At 71.4% G+C, this 17,433-nt stretch carries 18 protein-coding genes; 9 read left to right on the top strand and 9 right to left on the bottom strand.

The window, feature by feature from the left end:
* The 5 genes from FL311_RS29715 to FL311_RS29695 all read right to left on the bottom strand — a co-directional run.
* A partial coding sequence (locus FL311_RS29715) for a GAF domain-containing protein (protein ID WP_141330371.1) occupies positions 1–1,798 on the bottom strand: 1,798 nt, incomplete at its 3' end.
* A gap of 145 nt (positions 1,799–1,943) precedes the next feature.
* The gene (locus FL311_RS29710) at positions 1,944–3,065 is read right to left on the bottom strand and encodes a hypothetical protein (RefSeq protein ID WP_141330369.1); all 1,122 of its coding nucleotides are present in this window, start codon (positions 3,063–3,065) and stop codon (positions 1,944–1,946) included.
* 256 nt (positions 3,066–3,321) lie between these two features.
* A complete protein-coding gene (locus tag FL311_RS29705) occupies positions 3,322–4,206 on the bottom strand; it encodes a tryptophan 2,3-dioxygenase (RefSeq protein ID WP_141330367.1) in 885 nt (294 codons plus the stop codon).
* Between the two features lie 132 nt (positions 4,207–4,338).
* Positions 4,339–4,863, bottom strand: coding sequence for a cell wall protein (locus FL311_RS29700; RefSeq protein ID WP_141330365.1), 525 nt, complete (start codon positions 4,861–4,863; stop codon positions 4,339–4,341).
* 193 nt (positions 4,864–5,056) lie between these two features.
* Complete coding sequence (locus tag FL311_RS29695) at positions 5,057–5,554, bottom strand: hemerythrin domain-containing protein (RefSeq protein ID WP_141330363.1); 498 nt, start codon at positions 5,552–5,554, stop codon at positions 5,057–5,059.
* A gap of 314 nt (positions 5,555–5,868) precedes the next feature.
* Between FL311_RS29695 and FL311_RS29690 the strand changes: the two genes are divergently transcribed.
* From FL311_RS29690 to FL311_RS29675, 4 genes are all read left to right on the top strand, one after another.
* A complete protein-coding gene (locus FL311_RS29690) occupies positions 5,869–6,591 on the top strand; it encodes a lysophospholipid acyltransferase family protein (RefSeq protein ID WP_141330361.1) in 723 nt (240 codons plus the stop codon).
* Positions 6,584–7,483, top strand: coding sequence for an alpha/beta fold hydrolase (locus FL311_RS29685; protein WP_141330359.1), 900 nt, complete (start codon positions 6,584–6,586; stop codon positions 7,481–7,483). Before FL311_RS29690 ends, FL311_RS29685 begins: the two co-directional genes overlap by 8 nt.
* Positions 7,480–8,418, top strand: coding sequence for a proline dehydrogenase family protein (locus FL311_RS29680; protein WP_141330357.1), 939 nt, complete (start codon positions 7,480–7,482; stop codon positions 8,416–8,418). Before FL311_RS29685 ends, FL311_RS29680 begins: the two co-directional genes overlap by 4 nt.
* A 170-nt stretch (positions 8,419–8,588) precedes the next feature.
* Positions 8,589–9,404, top strand: coding sequence for a hypothetical protein (locus tag FL311_RS29675; protein WP_141330355.1), 816 nt, complete (start codon positions 8,589–8,591; stop codon positions 9,402–9,404).
* Positions 9,405–9,479: 75 nt separating this feature from the next.
* Here FL311_RS29675 and FL311_RS29670 read toward each other — a convergent pair whose 3' ends face one another.
* On the bottom strand, positions 9,480–10,043 hold the full coding sequence (locus FL311_RS29670) for a hypothetical protein (RefSeq protein WP_141330353.1): 564 nt from the start codon (positions 10,041–10,043) through the stop codon (positions 9,480–9,482).
* Positions 10,044–10,634: 591 nt separating this feature from the next.
* On the opposite strand from FL311_RS29670, the gene amrB reads away from it, so the two are divergent.
* A complete protein-coding gene (gene amrB, locus FL311_RS29665) occupies positions 10,635–11,423 on the top strand; it encodes an AmmeMemoRadiSam system protein B (protein ID WP_141330351.1) in 789 nt (262 codons plus the stop codon).
* Between the two features lies 1 nt (position 11,424).
* Here amrB and FL311_RS29660 read toward each other — a convergent pair whose 3' ends face one another.
* Both FL311_RS29660 and FL311_RS29655 read right to left on the bottom strand, forming a co-directional pair.
* Positions 11,425–12,039, bottom strand: a complete 615-nt coding sequence (locus tag FL311_RS29660; protein ID WP_141330349.1) for a TIGR02265 family protein — start codon at positions 12,037–12,039, stop codon at positions 11,425–11,427.
* 168 nt (positions 12,040–12,207) lie between these two features.
* On the bottom strand, positions 12,208–12,537 hold the full coding sequence (locus FL311_RS29655) for a DUF3817 domain-containing protein (protein WP_046717183.1): 330 nt from the start codon (positions 12,535–12,537) through the stop codon (positions 12,208–12,210).
* 194 nt (positions 12,538–12,731) lie between these two features.
* On the opposite strand from FL311_RS29655, the gene FL311_RS29650 reads away from it, so the two are divergent.
* A complete protein-coding gene (locus FL311_RS29650) occupies positions 12,732–13,136 on the top strand; it encodes a hypothetical protein (RefSeq protein ID WP_141330347.1) in 405 nt (134 codons plus the stop codon).
* On the top strand, positions 13,133–14,296 hold the full coding sequence (locus FL311_RS29645; RefSeq protein WP_141330345.1) for a hypothetical protein: 1,164 nt from the start codon (positions 13,133–13,135) through the stop codon (positions 14,294–14,296). The genes FL311_RS29650 and FL311_RS29645 overlap by 4 nt, the downstream gene beginning before the upstream one ends.
* A gap of 8 nt (positions 14,297–14,304) precedes the next feature.
* Here FL311_RS29645 and FL311_RS29640 read toward each other — a convergent pair whose 3' ends face one another.
* Positions 14,305–14,922, bottom strand: coding sequence for a molybdenum cofactor guanylyltransferase (locus tag FL311_RS29640; protein ID WP_141330343.1), 618 nt, complete (start codon positions 14,920–14,922; stop codon positions 14,305–14,307).
* A gap of 656 nt (positions 14,923–15,578) precedes the next feature.
* Between FL311_RS29640 and glp the strand changes: the two genes are divergently transcribed.
* Together glp and mobB are read left to right on the top strand one after the other, a co-directional pair.
* A complete protein-coding gene (gene glp, locus FL311_RS29635) occupies positions 15,579–16,841 on the top strand; it encodes a gephyrin-like molybdotransferase Glp (protein ID WP_141330341.1) in 1,263 nt (420 codons plus the stop codon).
* A gap of 97 nt (positions 16,842–16,938) precedes the next feature.
* Positions 16,939–17,433 (top strand): molybdopterin-guanine dinucleotide biosynthesis protein B (mobB, locus tag FL311_RS29630; protein ID WP_141330339.1); only part of this gene is annotated, 495 nt, incomplete at its 3' end.

Raw genomic sequence — 17,433 nt, 5'->3', positions numbered from 1 at the left:
CCCTGCGCAACGCCTCCTCCAGCACGCCACGCGCCAGTGGGTCCGGGTGGTGCGCCGCCACCACCTCCAGCTGCTCCCGGTCCTCCCCGAGCAGCTGCAGCACACACCCGCCCCCCAGCGCCTCCGACACCTTGCTCGCCAGCACGTCCAGCACCGTGGGCAGGTCCAACCCCGCCTCGGCGATGAGCTGGCTGACCTGCACCAGCACGTGCAACCGCGCCGCGCCCCGGCGGCTCTCCTCCTCCGCCGCGCGCGCGTCCCGGAACAGCCGCGCGTTGTCCATCGCCAGCGCCGCGCGCCGCGCCAGCTCCTCCGCCAGCGACACGTCCGTCACGTCGAAGGGCGCCCGCTCCGAGTCCCGTACGAAGGTCAGCGCCCCCAGCGTGCGCTGCCGCGCCACCAGCGGCGTGAGGATGACCGTGCTCGCGCGCCAAGAACTGCCGGGCTTTGCGTCCACGGGCCCTCGCGTCCCGCGCGTCTCCAGTCGCGACTGCCCGCTCGTCAGCACCCGCGACAGGAGCGACGGCTGCCCCGCGTCCAGCGGGAAGCTGGTCAGCTCCAGCACCCGCTCCGCCTTCTCCGGGTCCGCGTGCAGCACCGCCAGCCGGCGCACCACGCCGTCCTCGTACGAGTCCACCGCGCACCCGTCCGCGAAGTGCCCCAGCGCCAGCCGCGCCACCCCGGCCACCGTCTCCTCCCAGCTCAACGAGCCGGACACCAACGCGCTCGCGTCCGCCAGCAGGCTCAGCCGAGCCCCCAGCGCCTCCGCCTCCAGTCGCGCGGTGTGCTCGCGCTCGTACAGCCGCGCGCGCTCCAGCGCCTGCCCGCACTGTCGCGACAGCCCCACGAGCGACGCGCGCTCCAGCGCGGAGAACGCCTTCTCCCGCTCGAAGCCGAAGGCCAGCGTCCCGAACACCCGCCCCTCCACGAACAACGGCAGCAGCGCCAGCGCGCGGGGCGGCCCCTCCCCCAACGGCCCCGCCAGCGTCGGGTAGCGCTCGCGTATCGCCGCCACCGTCTCCAACCACACCGGCGCCTCCGCGCGCTTCGCCGTCTGCGCCAGCAGCTCCTCGCCCCCTCGGGGCAGCTCGCGCAGGGGCTCCACCAGCGCGTCCGGGACGCCCACCGCCGCGACGAGCTCCGAGGCCGCGCGCCCCTCCGCCGTCAGGTGCACGATGCCCGCCGTCGCCTCCACCGCGGGCAGCCCCAAATCCAGCACGACATGGGCCACCTCCTCGCGCGTGAGCGTCTGACCGAACGCCTCCGTCACCGCCTGGAGACGGCTCAGCCGCAGCACCTCCGCCTGCTCCACCTCCGCGCGCGCCCGCGCCACCGCCCACTCGCGCTCCAGCGCCAGCCCCGCCAGTCGCGCCTGCAATCCCAGCCGCGCCAGCTCCTCGTCCGTCGGCACCCGGCCCTCGGGCAGCACCGCGCACAGCACCCCCACGCCGCTGCCCGGCTCCACCCCCGCGAGCAGCGGCAGCGCCACCAGCACCTCCCGCTCCGCGTCCAGCGCCACGTACGGCAGCAGGCCCCCGTCGATGTCCCGCAGTCCATCCAGCAGCCGCTCGCCCCGCGCGCGCGCGGCGCCGACGGACAGCCCCGGCGTGACGAGCACGTGCGCTTCGCTTCCGTCCTCTCGCCAACACATGAAGACGTCGGACACGGCGAGGGAGGACGCGGCCTCACGCAGCAGCGCCTCCAGCACCGCCTCCACGGACGGCGCGAGGGACAGCCGCTCCAACGTCCGCGTCACGCGGTCCTCGGCGGCTCCCCGGTTGCTCTCGGGCACCTTCATGCCCACACGTCCCCCCAGCCAAGGCCCACCGGCGGGCCCCACCGCGAATCCCCAGTGTCCCATGTCCGCTGTGCCCGCGAAACCCGCGCGCGCCTTGTACCCGGGGACAAGTCGTCCGGGCGTTCAGTGGACGAACACTCGGCCCTCAGTGGGCGAACACGTTGAAGAAGGCGAAGAAGATCTCCAACACGATGAGCAGCACGATGACCGCCTCCAGGGTGTGCGAGCGGTCGATGTCCACGTCGCCCTTGAGCAGGCCGTACGTCTGGGCGAGCAGCTGCTGCTTGCGCGTCACCGAGCCCTGCCACGCGGGGATGCGCATGCGGCGCACCGCGGCCTCGTAGACCTTGGCCAGGTAGAAGTCGCCGATGATTTTCAGGCTGTTGTCCACCCGCTCGATGAACTCGTTCAGGTCCACCAGCGTGCCCAAGGTCTGCCGCGTCAGCGTGCGGTACGGACTGCGGAACAGCCGCGTCCACCCGTGCCGCTTGGCCTGCACCTCGTCGTGGATGCGCGCGATGTGCTCGTCCAGCTTCTCGTCGAAGTAGCGGAACTCCAACAGCTGCGCGTTCGCGATTTCGAGCAGGTCCGGGATGTCCCCGGAGCCCGAAGGCTCGTAGACGAACGCGCTGTTCCAGTCGATGACGACCAAATCATTCACCGTGTAGCTGAAGCGCACCTGGGTGACGGCCTCGCTCTCCCGGCGCGACAGCGGCGTCTCCCCGTTCTCCCCCAGCAGGAGCCTCGCCAGGTCCGCCTTCTCCAAGAGCTCCTCCGCGGTGGGGTTGCCCCGGATGCTCTCCGCGAAGATGACCGTGTAGCTCTCGTTCTGGTCCCACAGGTGCGCGCCCTGCACCGCCGGCGCAATCGTGCGCCGCACGCCCTCCACCCAATCCAGCGCCAGGTCCTCCAGCGCCTGGCTGTCGTAGAGCTCGTCCGCCACCCGGGTCAGCTGCTCCAGCGACGTGCCAGGCACCACCGGCACCCTCAGGATGATGGACGCCGCGCCATGGTCGAACAGCCGCGCCGTGGCATCCACCGTGACGGGACTGTCACGAAGCGCCAGCGCCCGGCGCCCCAGCTCATACGCCAGCGGCGGATTGGGCAGCTGCAGGTACTGGCCATTCTCGCGCGACAGCTTCAGCCGGCGGGTGTCCTCCGAGACGGCCCTGCGCGCCCGCTCGAGGTTGATCTCCTCCGCGATATCGAAGGTCCGGTAGCACAGGATGTGCGCCTTCTCGAAGACCAGGGAAGACTCGGCGGCCATGGTGCGCTCAAGCCTAGCCGCTGCCTCCCACTCGTCCGCGCGTCAGGTGCCCTTCCTCGCCCGCATGTCCGGGAGGCGTCATTCCACCCACGGCCAATCCACGCCAGGCCCCCCGACGCCCTCTCCACCCGTCCTCCCACGTCACATTGTCGATGTTTCAGCGGCCGAAGCCTGTCACCCCCGGCTTCGCCTCATTCCTCTCACCCTCTTGGATGTCAGGACAGGCGCGCAACGCCTGCCATGACCGGGGGAAGGCTCACCGCGTGGAAGACGGCGGCCGGGCGCCGGGCGGCAGGAGCTCCGTGCGCACGTCCCACAGCTCCGGGAAGAAGCGCAGGTCCAACGCCTTGCGCAGGAAGGACACGCCCGTCGAGCCACCGGTGCCCTGCTTGAACCCGATGATTCGCATCACCGTCATCATGTGACGGTAGCGCCAGAGCTGGAAGCGCTCCTCGGTGTCCACCAGCTTCTCGCACATCTCGTACGCGTCCCAGTGCGCTTCGGTGTCCTCGTAGATGCGACGGAACACCTCCACCACCGCGGGGCTCTTCTCGTACGGCTTCTTCCAGTCGCGCTGGGCGTGGTCCTCGGGAACCGCGTGGCCCTTGCGAGCCAGGTAGCGCAGGAACTCGTCGTAGAGGCTGGGAGACTCCAAGAGCCGCTCCAGCTCCCCGTGCACGTCCGGCTGGTGACGGAAGGGGCCCAGGGCGTTGGCGTCCTTGTTGCCCAACAGGAACTCCACCGCGCGGTACTGCCAGCTCTGGAAGCCGGACGCGGGCCCCAGCGCGTCGCGGAACTCCAGGTACTCATTCGGCGTGAGCGTCTCCAGCACGCTCCACTGCTCGAAGAGCATCCGCTGGATGTGCCCCACGCGCGCGAAAATCTTGAAGGAAGGCTCCAGCCGGTCCGCCTGGACATAGCGGACACACGCGCTCAGCTCGTGGATGAGCAACTTCATCCACAGCTCGCTCGTCTGGTGCTGGATGATGAAGAGCAGCTCGTCGTGGTGCGGTGGCTGCGAGCGCGGAACCTGCGCCGACAACACCCGGTCGAGCTGTAGGTATTCACCGTACGTGGTCCGTCCGGCCAGGTCGGTGATGATGCCAGGCTCCAGATCTCGTTTGTTCATGGGCCCGGGCATTCATGCCCCTGCGAGCCCCCGCGGGCAAGACTTCCCGTACGGGCGTCCCTCGAACCCTCTCCCGACGACGGAGCCTGGGTTGACGAAGGTGCGCGGTCACTGTCTGCCCGGGCCGGGGCAGCGTGCCGCGGATTAACCGTTCGCGGCTTGCGCTGCTGCTGCCAGGGCCTTCGACGCGGCGCGGCCACGCGGAAGCTTGATGTCCTCGACGCTGTCAGCGGGGGCGTAATCCACCCACGCGGAGGGGCGACGGTTGGTCTTCTCCAGCATGCGCAGCTTCTGGTAGTGCGCCGCGCAGTAGCCCTTGGTCCGGCTGGGCTTGCCGCAGCCGACAATGGCGCACGCGCGCGAGCCATCCGCCGCCGCCGCCGCGGGCTTGCGACCCCGGCGCTTGCCACCCACGGGGGCCGCCGCGCTCACCGCGCCACGCGCCGCCGGACGACCCACGGCCTTGCGGCCGCCCTTCGCCGCCGGAACCTGGGCGCCGAACAGGGGACCCACCACCTCGGCCAGGGGGGCCAGCCGCTCCGCCACGTTGCGCAGCGCATCCAGGTCCGCCGTCCCGGACTCCAGGCGGGAGACCACGTCGCGCAGCGGCTTGAGCTGGACCTCGATTTCGTTACGGATCATGTCCCGAAACGCTTTATCCACGGACATTCGTTCAATCCTCGTCTTGGCTAGTCTGGGTGTTGAAGGTCTGGAAGGGGGAGTTGATTTGTGAAGCCGTCCATACCCATACCTTCCAATTTAGGATTTGTCTAAAGGAAGCGATAAAAGGTGTGACTGAAGGACGTATCACCCCCCCCGCCGTCCCAGGTCGGGTCCCATTCCAGTGAGGCGGGAACGGCGCTCAACCCTCCCAGCGCAGGTCGTCCAGGAAGGGGCCGGAGCCCGAGAAACCGGCCTCGGAGCCCGAGGAGCGCGTGTCCAGCCGGCACCGGGACAGCTCCTGGGCGAGCGCCTGTTGCTCGCGTGGAGCCATCACCGCGGTGAGCCGGGGAAGCAATGAGGACTCCACTTCTTGGAGATGCGCGACCCACAGGTCCTCGAGCGTGAGGAAGCGGGCCTGCCATTCCGCGCTCTGGAGGGGATGCTCCTCCAGCTCATCCAACAGCTCATGCATGGCCTGCCGGTCCCCGGCCTGCTGCCGCCCCCGGGCACGCCCCTCCACCCGGGTCACCCAGGGCTGAAGACAGCGCTCCTCCAGCCAGAGGTGGTGTCGCAACAGCGCCACCAGCTCCCGCACGCCACGGGTTGACCCAGACTCATCGTCCCCCGCGCCCAGGTGCTCGAAGCGCTCCTCGAGCTCCCGGTGCTGCTCGACGAGGATGTCGAAAGGGCCTCCCATCCCTGAACCATCTGCACGACGGGGCAGGCAGACAACCAAAGGCGGGCTTCAGCCTCACATTATCGAAACTCAAACGAACGGCCGAGCGAACGTTCGACAGGGGTGAAACAACCACATGGAATCGTGCCGTATCCGGGGACTGAAAGCCCATGGGGGGTCGACGCCAAGCGTTGCCTACTCAAAGCAACCTGGGGGGTGGGCCGGGGTCATCCCCCCGGGGACGGTGCGTGGGTTTGGGGACGTGGAGTCCAGGGGCCCGGCTGCCCGGCCGGTCCGGCTGACGTGGCGCCCGGGCGTCTCCATGATGTGTCCCCGTGGAAGCCTCGCTCGCCACCGTGCGCAGGGCCGTGTTCCGCCTCGCCGAGCGGGGGGCGGCGCTGTCGGCGCGCTACCATCGCGCGCGGCTGATGGGGGCCGAGCACGTGCCGGCCCGGGGCCCCGTGCTGCTGGTGGGAAACCACGGCGTCTGGGGTTACGAGACACCGGCCTTCTTCCACCTGCTGCACCAGGCGACGGGACGCCGGGCGCTGGGGCTGGCCGAGCGAGGCTTCTTCCGCATCCCCGTCCTCCGCACGGTGTTGCCGTGGCTGGGCGGGGTGGAGGGGACGAAGGACAACGCGCTGGCGGCGCTGAAGGAGGGGGCGTTGGTGGTGTGCTACCCCGGCGGCGCGCGCGAGGTCTTCAAGCGTCCCCCAGGCCGCTATCAGCTCCGGTGGGAGCAGGCCCTGGGCTTCGCGCACGTGGCGGCGCGCGCGGGGGTGCCGGTGGTGCCCTTCGCGGGCTTCGGGGTGGATGACACGTTCCTGTTCCCCCCGGGCGAGGCGAAGCTGGGCGTGCGGCTCACCGACGAGGAGAAGTACCGCGTGCCCCTGCTCGTGGGACTGGGGCCGCTGCCCTTCCCGGTGCGGCTCACCTTCGCGCTGGGGAGCCCGCACCTGCCGCCGCCGGCCGGAGCGTCCGAGTCCCGCCTGCGTGCGTTTCGAGACCGGGTGGCCGCGAGCGTGCACCGGTTGATGGTGAAGGCCCGCCATGCTTGAGCCCTCCTCCTCTTCCCTGGAGCGTCGTCGCGCGGCGCCCCTCGTCCCGGACGTGGAGGACATCCCCTCCGGCTACGAGCGGCTGGCGTGCGAGGAGCGCCCGATGAAGGGCACGTCGGTGCGGCTGTTCACCTTTCCCGACGGCGACACGGACCCCTCGCGCACCGTGGTGTGTCTGCCGGGCCTGGGCGCCAGTGGCCGCTCCTTCGCGCCGATGGAGCCCTTGTCCCGCCTGTTCCGTCTGCTGTTGTGGACGCCGCCCCTGCACACCCCGGCCACGCACTCGCCGCTCGCGTGGAACCTGGCCGTGCTGGACCATGTCGAGGCGCGGTTGCCGGAGCGCTTCGCGCTGGTGGGCTCGTCCTATGGGAGCCTGCTGTCCATCGCCTTCGCGCTGGCGCATCCGGAGCGGGTGCGGGCGCTGGTGCTCGTGTCGCCCGTGGCCAGCGTGCGTCGGGTGAGGCGGCTGGCGGTGTCGCTGTCGACGCTGGTGCGCGCGCCTCGGCCGCTGGCGTACCTGGTGGCGCCCATGGTGGCGCGGGTGCTGGGGGGCGCGAGGCTGCCGCCGGAGGGGCGCGCGGAAATCGTGCGCGAGGCGCGCAGGCTGACGCCCCTGGAGCTCTTGCGTCGACTGCGGGACGTGCTGGCCGCGGACTTCCATCCCCGCCTGCACGAGCTGCGCGTGCCCACGCTCGTCATCCAGGGCGGCAGGGATTTGCTGGTGCCGCCCGAGGCCGCGGTGGACGTGGCCCGGCACATCCCCGGAGCGCGGCTGGAGCTGCTGCGCGACGCGAGCCACCTGCCGTACATGAGCCACCCGGAGGCGTTCAACGCCCTCGTGGGGGCCTTCCTCGAGGAGTATGGGGTCGCCCCCCGGGAGCTGCGTGGATGAGCGCCCTCGCCGAACAGTGGTCTCGCGGAGCCCTGATGTTCCTGTCGCGGAGGACGGGCCTGAAGGACTGGGCCACGCGGCTGCCTCCGCTGAAGAAGCTGTCGCGGCGCTTCGTCGCGGGCGAGACGCTCGACGAGGCGATGGACGCGGTGAAGGCGCTCACCGCGCAAGGGCTGTCGGCGTCCTTCGACCACCTCAACGAGGCGGTGAAGGACGCGGCGGAGACGCGCGAGGAGGTGCGCGAGTACCGCCGGCTGCTCGCGCGCATCGACCAGACGGGGGTGCGGGCCAACGTGTCGCTGAAGCTGACGCAGTGCGGGCTGCTGCTCGATGAAGCGCTGGCGCTGGAGAACGCGCGACAGGTGGTGGCGGACGCCGCGTCACGCGGCGCGTTCGTGCGCATCGACATGGAGCACGGCGCGGTGACGCAGGTCACGCTGGACATCGTGCGAAAGCTCCACGCGGAGTTCGGAGAGCCACACGTGGGCGCGGTGCTGCAGAGCTGCCTGCGGCGCACGGAAGCGGACGCCCGCGCGCTGTGCGCGGAGCGGGTGCGCATCCGTCTGTGCAAGGGCGCCTATCTGGAGAGCGAGGCCATCGCCTACCCAGACAAGACGGACGTGGACGCGAGCTTCGTGCGGTGCATGAAGGTGCTGCTCGACAGCGGCGTGTATCACGGCATCGCCACGCACGATGAGCGGATGATTGACGCCACGCTGGAGCACGCCGCGCGGCGCGGGCTGCCTCGCGGTGCGTTCGAATTCCAGATGCTCCATGGCATCCGCGCGGACCTGCAACGCCAGCTCGCGGACCAGGGACATCCGGTGCGCGTGTATGTCCCTTACGGGCGCCACTGGTATCCCTATCTCATGCGCCGCATGGCCGAGCGGCCCGCGAACCTGGCCTTCGTGCTGAAGAACCTCGCGCGAGGTTGAAGCGGACACCGCCCCCTCGTGTCGGATTGAACAGACGTCCCGTCCGCGAGTCGTGAGCGCTCAGGATTCACGGGCCACGTGCGTCCTCCTCCCACGGGAATTCCTGTCGTCCCGCCACCACGACGCCGTGCCAGGACACCCGGGTGCGCCGCACCCGGCAGGGGAAGCACATGGCCATCATCCATCTCCGATTCCGGAGCCGTGCTCGCGCGTGCGGTGCGCTCCTCTTCGCCCTCGGGCTCGCGTGCGCGGGAGGCGGCACGGGCGGCTCGGGTCGACCCGACGTGTTCGTCGAGCAGGACGCGGCCCGGCTCCATGAAGCGCGGCAGGTCGCCGTGCGCGTGGCGGCGCTGGCCGGCACCGTGCGCGAGGTCGGCGCCAGGCTGGAGCTCACGTTCTGGTCGGAGCAGGGCGCGCTGACGCTGGTGGGCTACCAGGCCCAGGAGCGCGGCGGACGCGCGGGCCGGCCCGTGGACGCCGCGGAGCTCCAGCGGCAGGTGGCCACGCGGCTCCTGTCCACCACGCGACAGCCGCCGGGAGAGGTGGTGCTGACGCTGGAGCGCGGGGCCTCCTCGTGGCGGGTGGAGCCGCCCCTCCTGCTCCCGGCCGAGCGTCCCCTGGGAGCCCGCCGCGCCCCGGGCCGACGCGAGGCCGGAACGCCCGAGCCCGGCGCCGTGGTGGAGGGACTCAAGAAGCTGCTCGCGCCGGTGCGAGTGCCGGCGGGAGGCAGCGCGTGGGCGGACGTGACGGTGCGCCTGCGGGACGGCCGCGTGGTGGGCTGGGGGCTGAAGGACTGGCGCGAGCTGCGGGGTGGCCGGGACGACGCGACGCGACCGGTGTCCCGAAGGGTGCTGGAGGAGACGGCCTCCGTGCTGCTGCTCCATGCGCCGGCGACGGGGGAGCGCTCGCTGCAGCTGGGGCTGCGTCTGGTGCACGAGCCGGGCGCGGCGGCGGCGGCGGGCTGGGTGGAGGTGGCGGCCCCTTGAACGACACGAGCCCCGACGCGCGGTGGAGACGTCCAACCGTGCGCGGGGCCCGTGGGTCCTGCCGACGACTGCCGACTAGAAGTAGCCGCCGAGCGTGGTCGCCACGCCGAACGTCACGTCCACGTCGTCACCCAGGCCGATGGCCAGACGGGGGCCGGCGCCGATGAAGAAGTGGCTGGTGACGTGGTACAGGAACGGCGCGTAGCCATCCAGGATGACGGTGGACGCAGCACCCGTCCCGTCCTGCGTGGCGATGATGTTGTCACCGACGAACAGCGTCACGCCGGCCTTCGGCCACACGGAGATCTTCTCCGCCAGCGCGATGTTGTAGCCCACGCGTCCGCCGATACCGAAGGCGGCCACCGTGTCTCCCTCACCGAAGAGCACGCGCAGCTGCACGTTGGCTCCGACGGAGAGGTTCTCCTTGAGGAAGTAATCGGCGCTCGGCGCGATGTGGAAGTAGCCGTACCCCGCACCCTCCGTCGTGTAGCCCAGGTTACCGAACGCATCCGAGCTGACGACAATCTGCCCGGCGTTCCCGAAGCTGCCCGAACCGCCGCCCGTCTCCTGCGCGCTCGCCGTCGACGCCACCATCAACCCTGCCGCCACGGCCATCGCCTGCCACTGATTTGCCTTCATGAAGCGTCCCTCCGTTGCGTTAGCCCGCGGTCATTCCCGGGCGCTCGGCGGCCCCTTCTAGTCAATGGGCGAAAGCGTGCATCCTTTTTTCGTTCTTCATGTGTCGGCTATCACATCACCACTACTTGAGAATTCGCGCAGGACCGTACGACCAGGGGCCCATGGGCCCGGAGAACGGGGATTTGGCGGGGGGCCTTCCAGGGCGGACGCGCGCGGTGGGGCCCGCGTGAGACACCGCTGAGACACGGCGCCGGAGCACACGCGTCACGCCGCGAGCCCGCGGACGAGAAGGCGCGGCCGGGTGGAGGCGTCACGTTGCCCGGCCGGCCTTCCCATTCGCGAAGTCCCGCGCACCAGGCGGCCCTGACCGCCCGGGAGGAGTGCGCGGCACGAAGCGTTGGATAGCAATCACCGAGCCACCCGCGCGTCCGGGCGAAATCAATCCCTTGTCACGCCGGGACCCTCGGGGGACGCGCGGAGGTGGGACCCGCTCATCCCAGAAGCGAACAGTCTTGCAATGATTGGCATGACTGGCGTTGCCGTGGCCCTCTAGGATTCCAGCAGGTGCCCCGTTCGCGGTGGGAGGGGACCATGCCTCGAGTGCGCACGCCCGCGGTCGCGGGCTCCTTCTATCCGGCCCAGCCCTCCACGCTGTCCACCCAGCTGGACACGTGGCTGGAGCAGGCGCGTGTGCCGGGGGACACACCGCCCGCGGCGCTCATCGTCCCCCATGCCGCGTATGTCTATTCCGGCGGGGTGGCGGCGGCGGCCTACGCCACGCTGTGGGCGCGCCGCGCCGCGCGCACGCGGGTGTTGCTGCTGGGCCCCAGCCACTTCGTCCCCCTGCGGGGCGTGGCGTATCCGGAGGTGGACCTGCTGTGCACGCCCCTGGGGGACGTGCGGCTGGACGAAGGGCTGCGCGAGCGGGCCATGCGGCTGCCCCGGGTGACGGCGTCGACGGGGGCGCACGAGTCGGAGCACGGGCTGGAGGTGCAGCTGCCCTTCCTGCAGCGGGTGCTGGAGCACTTCACGGTGCTGCCGTTGGTGGTGGGCCGGGGCGCGTCGGACGAGGTGGCCCAGGTGCTGGAGGCGCTGTGGGACGAGGACGTGCTGCCCGTCATCACCTCGGACCTGTCACATCACCTGCCCTACGAGCAGGCCTCGCGCGCGGACCGGGTGACGGCGGCGCGGGTGCTGTCGTTGGAGGAGCCGCTGGATGCGGGGAGCGCGTGTGGCGCGGAGGCCATCAACGGGCTCTTGCGCGTGGCGAAGCGGCGGGAGCTGCGGCCCCGGATGGTGGCGCTGCGCAGCTCCGGGGATGCGTTCGGCGCGCACGAAGGCGTGGTGGGCTACGGGGCCTTCGTCTTCGACGCGCCGTGAGTCAGTCGTCCCAGGAGAGGGTGTACTCGCTGTCGAGCAGCGACGTCTGGCGGCCCCGCACCTGGATGTCCTGGGCGCCGACGGCCTGGAGCGCGCCCTCGAGCATGCCCTCGTTGTAGGCCACGGGCGTGAAGATGCGGCGCATGTGGATGCGGCCCGCGCGGGCGCTGGTCCACTCCACCACCAGCTCACCGAAGTCGATGGCCATGCGGTAGGCCTCCGGCAGCATGTTGACCAGCTGCTTCGGGTCGCCGCCCACCTGCTGGCGCACCTCCAAGCCGAACATGGAGTGCACGAAGGCGAGCGTGCCCTGGACGCCAATCTGGCGCATCGCCTCCTCGAAGCCGCCCAGCTGGGGCGCGAGCAGGTGGGCCGCGGCGAAGAACAGCCGCATGAAGGGCGGCACCGGGTACAGCTCGGTGGGGTCCAGGTCCGCGGGCATGTCGCCCGCGTCGACGATGCGCTTCACCGCCTGCTCACCTCCCAGGAAGCGCACGGTGTCGAGCACGGCGGCGAAGTGCATGCCCCGGATGTGCTCGGAGGGCTGCACGAGCGCGAGCCGCGCCTCCAGCTCGCGCTGGATGTCCTCGGGCGTGTTCCAGATGCCGCGTTCCATGAGAGCCGACCTCCACCGTGAAAAAATCCGCGCGGAATGCTCGCACAGCTTGCTCGCGCGCGCGAACTCCTTGGAGGGCTCGCGCCGTCTGACGCGCGCTCCGCGTGGAGCACAAGCCGACGTGTCAGGTCGGGTGACGCCCTGGGCGGAGCCTCCAGCGCTCTGGGCTCAGGAACCCAGGGGGCCGGCGGCACGGGGGGTGGTGGAGGCCTCCTCTTTCCGGAGCTTCGCGTCGAGCAGGAAGTTGCCGAACGGCACCAGCGACGCGCCGAACGCGAACACCACGCGCGAGAAGGACCAGCGCAGGGCGATGGCCACCTCCATCAGCGCGAAGAGGTACAGCACGAACAACAGCCCGTGGGCCATGCCCGCGAAGCGCACCGCCAGGGGCATCCCCGCCGCGTACTTCAGGGGCATCGCGATGAACAGCAGCGCGATGAAGGACAGGCCCTCCAGCAGGGCCACGGCGCGGAATCGTCCAAGAGGGGTCTTCAGCATGAGGGTCTCCTCGTCCTCTCTCCCACCCCCAGGCCTGTCCGTCCATGCGTCAGTGTGACGCACCCGGGGGCACGCTCGCCCGCCAGGTGCGCCCGGCGCGTGCCCCGCCGCCTTCGAGCCGTGTCATGGCGGGCGCTAGAATGGACGGCGGGCAGGACGTCGGCGTCCACCCAGACCCACGAGGGGGGAACATCATGTCGGGAAACGACAAGCTGGAGTCCACCATCCAGGTGCCTCGCGCGGACCGGAAGGGGGCGAAGCTGGTGCTGGAGCGCCCCTCCGGCACGCTCAACACCGTGGCCATGCGGATGGTGGTGAGCGGGAAGATGCAGGGCCAGGAGCGGCGGCAGCTGCACTCGGCCACCTTCAGCGGAGAGACCACGCTGCCCCTGCCGGATGACTTCCTGCCCAGCGCGGCGCAGGGCTTCGTGCGCGTGGTGTTCACCGTGGCCGACCCCGCGGGCGTGGGGGCGCGGTTCCTCCAGCGCGCCTCGCTCGTCTTCGAGAAGGGCGGCAAGGAGGCCCTCTGGGATGACTTCTCCCTGGAGAAGGGCTCGGTGGCGGACTTCATCACGCTGACCTGGACGGTGGTGGAATGAGGGCGGCGCTCGCGCTGCTCACGGCGCTCTGCGCGGGGGTCACGAGTGCCCAGGCCCCACCGCCGAAGCCGAACACGGTGGAGCTGGACTTCCCGAGCATCCTGCGCGGCGGCTCGGAGGCGGCCGCGGGGTTGGATGTCGCCACGGCGGGAGAGCTGGTGCACCCGGCGAACCCCACGGCCCTGGTGGCGAGCCTGCGCGGCGTGGGCGCGGTGCTGAATGGGACCCAGGCCTCGTTCGCGCTGCAGTTCAATCCCTACCTGCTCACCGAGGGCTTCGAGCGGCTCTACTCGGAGGCCGTCGCCGCTCGCAACGCGTCGCTCGTCACGCGGCTGCTCCAGGACACGGCCATCACGCTGGGCATCGGACAGGACACGCCGTTTCCGGACGCGACGCCCCAGAAGGGCCGCTTCGCCACGGTGATGGCGGGTGTGTCGATGGACGTGCTCGGAGAGCGCAGCATCTACGGCGCGCGCTACAGCCAGTGCATCGCCAACGTGCTCGCGGACCCGACCCTGTACGAGTTCCCCGACAAGCCCCTGCCCGGGGACTACGACAGCGAGGACGACTTCAAGAAGGCGGACGCCGAGTACCGGGTCGCGATGGAGGCCACGCGGCAGGCGGGCATCGCCCGAATCCGACAGGGGCTCCCCGCGTGCACGAAGGAGTCGCGCTCGTCGTCCAGTGCGCTGTTCCTCTCGGCGGGAGGACGCTGGGTGACGCCGGGGCTCGAGTCGCGGGACGGTGATGGCGTCGCCATCCAGCGCGGGTTCGGCGCGGCCACGTTGGAGTTGTTGAGCCACGCGGACGCGAACCTGGAGGTGGCCCTGCAGGTCCGCGTGCTGCAGGAGCGCGCGCGGCCGGAGCTGTCGATGGAGAAGTGGGTGGACGTCGGCCTGTCGTTCGGCGTCGCGTCGCCGCGCTTCCAGCTCAAGCTGGAGGCGACCCAGTCCCTGCTGAAGCTGGGGGGCACGGAGTCGAGGCGGGCCAGCGTGGTGGCGAGCACGCGGGTGCGCCTGGGCGACAACTTCACGGTGGGCCTGGGCGTGCAGGGGCAAGGCGAGGACATGTCCGATGCGCTCGGACAGATTCGCCCCAGCCTCGTGCTCGACCTGGCGGAGCTGCCCACGCTGCTCCAGTCCGTGCCGACGCCGAGGTGAACCGTGGCTCACCGTGGCGGCAGCGAGACACCGTGCCGCGCGAGGTCCTCGGGGGTGTTGACGTTCACCAGGGAGCGCAGCGTGGGGTCCACCGCGCGCAGTGCGCTCTCGGGCAGGACCCGGGAGCGCAAGCGCGAGAGCAGCCGTCGCAAGGACGGGTCCTCCGGGAGCAGGGCCCGCCAGTGGGGCGCCAGCTCGGCGCGATACACGGCGAGGAGCGGCTCCATCCGCCCCTCGGCCTCGAAGCACACCGCGTCCACGTCCTCGCCGCGCGCGGCGAGCAGCACACGGAGCGACTCCAGCGACACGAAGGGCATGTCGCACGCCACGGTGACGACCCAGCGCGTGCGCGACGCGGTCAGCGCCGCGTGCACACCGCCGGGAGCACCCTTGCCCGGAACCAGGTCCGCCACCGTGCGCAGGGCATGGCCCGCGTAGGGGGCGGGTGCGTTCGCCACCAGGAGCACGTCGCCGAAGTGAGGCGACAGCGCGAGCTGCCGTGACAGCACGGTGCGCCCCTCGACCTCCAGCAGTCCCTTGGGCACGCCCGACAAGCGACGCCCCTGACCGCCCGCGATGATGGCGAGCGTCACGTCCGGGAACTCGGTGCCGTGGAGGGGGTTCATGACGAGGGGCTCGCGTCCACTGGAAGACCGTGGGGCCAGCGTGGCCGGAGCATGGCATACGTCCACCAAGGGTCTGTAGCGGACAGGTCCCGCGCATCCACCTTCGGAGCGTGGCGCAGGTGAGCTCCGCGCGGGTACGTCCGCGCTGCTCATCGCGCCCTGCGCGGTCACGGGACCTCGCTGGGTAGCCCTCCACCTGGAGCCCCTGCTGGGCATCAGGCGCGACCTGGCCCCTGCGCCCCTCGCCCCGCGGAGCTTCCCTCTCGACAAGCACACCAGGCGCGTCCTCGGGGCATCGCTCAACGAACACCCCGTGGCCCCACTCGCCGGGGCACATGCGCAGCCCGGCCGATGCGCCCCGCGCTCGGTGGGGCGTCCATCCATCGTGGTCTGTATGGCCTCGCGACGAGCGCGCCGGGCGGCGCCTCGGGACATCCCAGGTCCAGCAAGCCGTCCGCTGAACCTCGCGACCGCCGGTCCCCTGGACTTCGGGGGCATCGCCCAGCCCTTTCCCTGGCCGTTGCCGCGGTCCCTCGGAGGGCACCCTCCAGCCCTCTGGATGACGCACCGACCCACACCGTGTCCGGCAGGCGGGCAACCGTCGCGGGGTACGATGGACAAGGCGCCGCTCCCTCGACGTAGTCTGCGCCGCGTCGATGCCGCTCACGTCCCTTCACACCGCCCGACAGGCCGCGCTCGAAGCCCTCTCACCGGCGCCCCCCGAGTCCGTGCCCCTGCTCGACGCCCACGGCCGCTTCCTCGCCGAGGACGTCCGCGCGGTGCGCTCGCTCCCCGGCTGCGACAACTCCGCGATGGACGGCTGGGCCGTGCGCGCCGAGGAGACCCGCGGCGCCAACCGGGACCGCCCCGCTCGACTCCGGGTCGTCGACACCGTCTACGCGGGCGCCCTGCCCTCGCGCGCGCTCCAGCCCGGAGAGGCAGCCCGCGTCTTCACCGGCGCGCCCGTTCCCTCCGGCGCGGATGCCGTCATCCGACAAGAAGCCGCGCGCGCGTCGGAGGACGGTCGCCACGTGGACCTCTTCATCACCGTCCCTCCGGGCCATGACATCCGCCGCACGGGCGAGGAGGTGCTCGCGGGCACGCTCCTGTTCAGCGCGGGTCAGCGTTTGAGCGCGTCGGTGCTCGGGGTGCTCGCGTCACAGGGGGAGACCCACGTGCGCGTGAGGTCCGCGCCGCGCGTGGCGGTGCTCGCGACGGGGGACGAGCTCATCCGCCCGGGCCAGCCCGCGCTCTCGCATCAGGTGTACGAGAGCAACTTGATTCTGATAGCGGCGCTCGCTCGTGAGGCCGGCGCGGACGTGCGCCACCTCTCCCGCGCCCGGGATGACGAGCAGGCACTGAGCGAGTCCATCGAGCACCTCGCGCCACGGGTCGATGTGCTCATCACCACCGGTGGGGCCTCGGTGGGGGACAAGGACCACGTCAAGCGGGTGCTCACGCGTCTGGGCGCGCGCTTCCTCGTGGACGGCGTGGCGCTCAAGCCGGGCAAGCCCGTGGCCGTGGCGAAGCTGGGCACCACCGCCGTCGTCGTGCTGCCGGGCAACCCGGGCGCGGCGAGCGTCGCGTTCGACCAGCTCGCGCGGCCCCTGCTGCTCCAGCACCAGGGAGTCCTCGAGCTGCGCCGCCGCGTCCGCGCGCGCCTGTCCGAGCCGCGCCACAAGCAGGCGGGCCTCACGTACCTCATCACCGCCCTGCTCGAGCACGACGACACGGGCGCCCGCGCGGTGCTGCGCCCCCAGGGCGCCGGACAGATTCTCCAGAACGTCCAGGCGGATGGTTGGGCCATCCTGCCTCCAGGCCAGGCCGACTTCGCCGAGGGAGACGTGGTCGAGGTGGAGCTGTTCGACCGCCCCACGCATGTCGCCGTCGCGGCCAGTAGCGAGGGCCCTCGCGCATGAACCGCGTCTCCGCCAGGAGCCTCGTCGTCGGGTCCAGCACGGGCGCAGACCTCGTCCGCCCCACCCACGTCGACGCCACGGCTGCGGGGCCTCACCCATGAGCCGCGTCCCCGCGGTGAGCATCATCGGCTGGTCCGGCGCCGGGAAGACGACGCTCCTGACGCGCCTGCTCCCGGAGCTCGCCTCGCGCGGCCTGCGCGTCGCCGCCGTGAAGCACTCCTCCGACGCGCACCCGCTCCACCGCCCCGGCAGCGACACCGCGCGCTTCCAGCGGGCTGGCGCCGTGCTCACCGGCTTCGCCACCCCCGAGGGCGTCCAGCTCACCCACGACCAGGCCCCCGCGGACAGCCTGCCCACGCTCCTGTCCCGCCTCGTCGGGCGACTGGACCTCGCCCTCGTCGAGGGCTGGAAGGACGGCCCCCTGCCCAAGCTCGAGGTCTGGCGCGAGGGGCTCGGCCCATCCCTGGCTCCGTCACGGCCCGAGGTCTTCGCGCTCATCACCGACGCGCCCCCCCCGAGTCCCACCAGCCCACGAGTCCTCTCCCCCGAGGACCTCGGCGCCATCGCAGACGCGGTGCTCGAGCACCTGCGC

Source organism: Myxococcus sp. AB025B, from assembly GCF_006518215.1.
Lineage (GTDB): Bacteria > Myxococcota > Myxococcia > Myxococcales > Myxococcaceae > Myxococcus > Myxococcus fulvus.
The sequence above is the reverse complement of the archived record's forward strand: the minus strand, read 5'-3'. Positions and strand labels throughout refer to the sequence as shown.